At 39.0% G+C, this 3,831-nt stretch carries 3 protein-coding genes; all 3 read left to right on the forward strand.

Translation table 11 applies throughout. The annotated features are described in order from the left end of the window. Nucleotides 1-135 precede the first annotated feature (135 nt). Genes NW211_RS13615 through NW211_RS13625 form a run of 3 tightly spaced genes read left to right on the forward strand, consistent with a single transcriptional unit; the run spans nt 136 to nt 3,696 of the window. Nucleotides 136-1,350, forward strand: a complete 1,215-nt coding sequence (locus tag NW211_RS13615) for a tyrosine-type recombinase/integrase (RefSeq protein ID WP_117991734.1) — start codon at nt 136-138, stop codon at nt 1,348-1,350. Further along, complete coding sequence (locus tag NW211_RS13620) at nt 1,347-2,666, forward strand: tyrosine-type recombinase/integrase (protein ID WP_117852431.1); 1,320 nt, start codon at nt 1,347-1,349, stop codon at nt 2,664-2,666. The genes NW211_RS13615 and NW211_RS13620 overlap by 4 nt, the downstream gene beginning before the upstream one ends. After that, nucleotides 2,656-3,696 (forward strand): tyrosine-type recombinase/integrase, encoded by a 1,041-nt coding sequence (locus tag NW211_RS13625; protein WP_117852433.1) that lies wholly within the window; start codon nt 2,656-2,658, stop codon nt 3,694-3,696. Before NW211_RS13620 ends, NW211_RS13625 begins: the two co-directional genes overlap by 11 nt. Nucleotides 3,697-3,831: the final 135 nt, after the last annotated feature.

Genomic DNA, 3,831 nt, shown 5'->3' on the forward strand with positions numbered 1-3,831 from the left:
AGCAGTTATCCAAACCCCAGCATTATCCTAAAAATACAGTTTTTTATTCTGTAAATCATTCTGTTATAGGATGAATAGGTTTGGATAATACATTCCTATATCTTTGCTAATGGCACTAAAGCCAATAGGAAGAATATGAATATAGCACAGTTAAAATTAAGCCAGAAGAAGTTACTGGACAACCTCGTTTCCCGTGGTTATGACATTCAGTACATCAAAGGAGTAAAATTTGTTTTAAGACTTCTTTTTGAACATGAAGGATGTTTTCATTCGTATGAACAATTTGCAGAAAAGTTTATCCGTACAAGGGGATATACAAAAGCGACATTGGATCTTAGGATGATGCATTTACGTACTATCCAAGCATATGATGAATTTGGGCACTACCCGGACAAGAAGTCCTTTGTTCCGTTATGCTATCCTTCCAGGTATAATATGCTTAACCCCAGTTTTCAGAAAGTTATAGACATTTACCGGAAGCGTGCCGCAGAACATAAAAAGAAGTCCACAGTAAAAATGGAAACCGATGCCGTTACAATGTTCCTTTTTGAGATGCAAAAGTTCCACGTCTCTTCATTGGATGAAATCAAAGAAGAACATGTTTTGTCCTTTTTCCTTAAAGAAGAACAGCAAAAGCGTTCAAGGACATATTGCGGTCACATAGCGTCAGCCCTTAAAGAGTTGGGGGATTTATACGACATGAAAAAAGTATTAGGTTATTTCCCTGATTTGAAATATGAAAGGAAAAACTTCAACTATCTTAAGGATGATGAAATCAATGTGATAAAAAATGCTTTGTCAGACTCTAACAATATTTTGACTTTCAGGGAAAAAGCTATAGTTTCATTGGCTTTATATACTGGCATAAGAGGATGCGACATTGCCAACTTGAAATTGACAGACATAGATTGGAAGAAGGAACGAGTCAGCTTCGTCCAGGAAAAGACTGGTAATCCGATAGTGTTGCCCCTTCTTCCTCATGTTGGAAACTCATTGTTTGATTACATACGTAATGAACGGGACAATGAGGCCGGATCCGTGTATCTGTTTCCCAACAAGAAGAATGCGACAGAAAGGTTGGAGAACAAAAGTATCGGCACCATTGTCAATACAGTCTTTGAGAAACTAAACCTTAGAAAAGGTGAATCCGGGCGTGGAGTCAGCGTATTTCGGCACAACCTCGCCTCTAAATTACTTGGTAAAGGTACCGAGATTAGGGTCATCAGCCATATTTTAGGACATATCTGTTCTTCATCTATAGTCCCATATATAGATGCTGACATCCCTCATCTGAGAGAATGCGGAATCAATATTGAATGTTATCCAATAAGAAAGGAGTTGTTCGAATGAAAACAGATTCACATCTACCCCAATTTGCAGATTTGATGTCTGAATATGTCAATTTCATCTCCGGTATCGGAAAATGTGACTATATAACCCGCATATACCTGAACTCTTTCGCCAAGTACTGTATGAATCATGGCGGAGTGCTGTCGGATGATATTATCTCCGGATGGGCATCAAGGACAGATAAGGAAAGCTATTATACAAACCGTAACCGATGCATTATTTTGAGGCGCTTCATCCGTTATATCCGGTCGAAATATGGGGCACCGTTCAAATTGCCATCATATCCTCCGGACATAAAATACACACCTAAGCCAAAGCGTATTCTTGTTTCAGAACAGCCATACTCTTATTCCGCAATATCCCATATAGTCAAGAAATATGAACTTTACAAAAGAGCCTCTGGAAAATTCAGTAGGCGGACAATGGACAAGATTCGCCGTTTCAATGACTTCTGCGCCCATAATTATCCGTCAGCCGAAGCTCTTACAGAAGAAATTGTCCTTGATTATTGCAAGAAGAAAAAAACGGAATCCGCAAAGTCATGCAATAACAGAATTGTAGGTGTCAGAGGATTTCTGAAATATGCGAATAGCCGTGGTTTCGTAAATATTCCTCTTCCATCCACCATTCCAAGAGTCAATGTCACATCATTCGAACCACATCCGTTTACTCCAGAAGAGCTTGCAAGATTCTTTAATGAAGCGGACAATCTCGAACCTCCAATAAATTGCCGTGACATGAGGGCTGCGCTTATGAAAGTGGAAGTTCCGGTCTTTTTCCGACTTTTGTACAGTACAGGGATGCGTACAACAGAAGCCCGTCTGCTCAGAGTAGAAGACGTGGACTTGCAATCCGGTGTTATAAATATAAGATACACAAAGAGCATAGATGAACATCGGGTTGCCTTGCACGAATCCATGTGGTCGCTATTGCAGATGTATAATGTCAAAATGGAAAATCTCATGCCCGGAAGAAAGATATTCTTTCCTAACGAGTACGACAAACCATATTCCGGAGAATGGGTAACGGCAAGTTTTAAGAAAGTATGGAAGAAAGTCAGTACGGCACACGCAAGAGCATATGATTTTCGCAGTCACTATGCGGTCGTGAACATAAACGGTTGGGATCACTGCGGCATTGAATGGATGGACAAACTCTTATATCTCAGCCGTTCCATGGGACACCGTTACATTCAAAACACATTATATTATTACAGGCTTGTACCGCTGTTTGCACACCAGTTGGAAAATCTGACAGGAGGTGGGTATGAAGAACTTTTACCTGATTTAAACGACTATTTTGAATATGAAGACTAAAGCAGAACATTCAATTATCGCCGATGCCATCCATGAGTGGCATACGGTTTATCTTCCGTGTATAAGGAATCTGAGCCATAACGCTTTAAAATCATACGGAGAGGGAATGGGAATCTATATAGATTTCCTTGAATCCTCGAAGGGAGTCACCTCAAATACCATTTGTGGGGAATGCTTCCGTAAGGACTGGATTGAAGAATGGATTGCGTGGCTGAAAGAAGTAAGAAAATGCAGCCCGCAAACATGCAATCATCGTCTCTCCATATTGAAAAATTTCCTCCGTTTCCTTGCGCACAAGAAAATCCAATTCATAAAATATGATTGTGATGCCGCTGAAATAAAAAGAATGCAGCAACCTAAAAAACAAGTGGAAGTAATCACAAAAGATACAATCAAACGGATTTTTGCAAGCATCAATACACGGACATTGATAGGTAAGAGGGATTTTGCCTTGTTCAATCTTTTATATAGTACCGGAACAAGAATAGATGAAATATTATCATTAAGGCTGTCGGCACTGCACCTGGATGAAACGAAAAGTTACATTCTTGTTTTGGGTAAAGGGAATAAACAACGTACCATTTATTTGTTGAACAGCATGGTAAAAATACTGAAACATTATGTGAAGTTGTTCCATCCGGCCAATCCGTTACCTTCTGATTTTGTATTTTTCCCCATATATGGCCATGCAAACAAAAAAATCACTTCAGAAGCGATTAGCAAGCGGTTGAAAATGTATGTTAGAATTGCGTCTCAGGGGCTACTTGAAATTCCTGCGGATTTTCATTGCCATAGTTTTCGGCATGCACGGGCTACCCATTGGTTGGAAGACGGTGTAAACTTGGCGCAGATACAAAAACTATTGGGGCATGAGAGCATCGAAACGACAATGAAATACGTAGGAGTTTCATCAGAACAAATGGTACAAGCTTTATGCTCTATGGAAGACAATCTGACTTTAGGCGTTGAAAAGAAATATAAGAAAATCAGAAATAAAGATTCATTAGCAACAGTTCTTGGATTGAGATAATACTTAGTAATAAATGAGTGACTGTTCTTGAATAATGGAACAATCACTCTTTATTATCTGCTACTAAAATATAACAATTTACTGATATTCAATACAATAAAAAGTCAAGTTGGGATAATATTTTGGTTTGGATAA

This window comes from Barnesiella sp. ET7, assembly GCF_024733785.1.
Lineage (GTDB): Bacteria > Bacteroidota > Bacteroidia > Bacteroidales > Barnesiellaceae > Barnesiella > Barnesiella merdigallinarum.